Here is a 1,028-nt window from a genome sequence, read left to right as displayed (position 1 = left end):
AGAAAGTGGCAGCTAAAAAGGCCGTAAAAAAGGTAGTGAAAAAACCAGTAACTAAAAAGTCTGTCGCCAAAAAGCCAGCAGCCAAGAAGGCAGTTAAAAAAGTAGTTGCCAAAAAGCCGGCAGCTAAAAAACCTGCCCCAAAGAAAGCTGCCAAGAAATCACCTAAGGCAACTGCGCCAAAAAATCTCAAGGTGGATCAGTATGGACTCGAGGAAGATGATGAGTTCTTTGGCTTGTACTTTGCCAAATCAACCAGCAAGGGTTTAGTTGAAGTAAAGCCCTGCACCTTCTCACTCATGTACTGGTGGAAAGGCCTACTTGGCTACCCTGACATGATCGACATCTCCAAAGATAGCAATACTGCAATGTTGCAATTTGAGTCTACCTTTGGTGGCGGCGATTCCGGTGAAACTGAATTGACAGAAAAAGATGTGTTTGATGTCGATCACATTATTGAAGTTGACGAACAAGAACAGTTAGTTTCGCTCTACTCATATGTGCCTATTCCGGTACCGGAGAAGTTGATTGGTGCATTAGGCCTCTCCATTCTGAATATCAATCCAGAAACCCGTTACGGCAGTCTCGAAATCTGCTCCACTGATAACGAAGAAGGTGAGAATGAGCACTTCCTGCGCTATCGTGCTGCAACTTATCTGCGTGGCGTGAAGTCTGGCAAGGTTGAGGCTATTGAAAGCATGGTAACGAATGGTTCAGAGTTCTTTGGACTTGCCTTAGATGCTATGTGTGTTAATAAATCAATTAAGAAATGGTTGCTTAGCTAAGCTGCTGTAACTTAATAGCTAGTACACCTAAAAATGTAAGTCATAGGAAAGCGGTCGTTCACTGTTTTACGAGATTCGACAATAGTGGCGCCTCGCTTTCCTAGTTTTTTACACTCTTCTGCTGCGGCTGCCTGTGCCTCGGTATCTTTAGCGGTTTTTGGGGCATGCACCCCAACCGTTCCATCGGACTGTCGATAGACCCCAAACTCGCTTGGTGGTGTTGAGCAAGCTAAAAGAGATAGCCCA

At 44.8% G+C, this 1,028-nt stretch carries 2 protein-coding genes; one reads left to right on the top strand and one right to left on the bottom strand.

What is annotated here, in order from left to right; genetic code table 11:
• A partial coding sequence (locus B7X71_RS17720; RefSeq protein WP_363927329.1) for a hypothetical protein occupies positions 1-782 on the top strand: 782 nt, incomplete at its 5' end.
• Positions 783-793: 11 nt separating this feature from the next.
• Here B7X71_RS17720 and B7X71_RS17715 read toward each other — a convergent pair.
• Positions 794-1,028 (bottom strand): hypothetical protein (locus B7X71_RS17715; RefSeq protein WP_293601709.1); only part of this gene is annotated, 235 nt, incomplete at its 5' end.

Source organism: Polynucleobacter sp. 39-46-10, from assembly GCF_002282275.1.
This window is presented reverse-complemented; position numbering and strand designations above follow the sequence as displayed.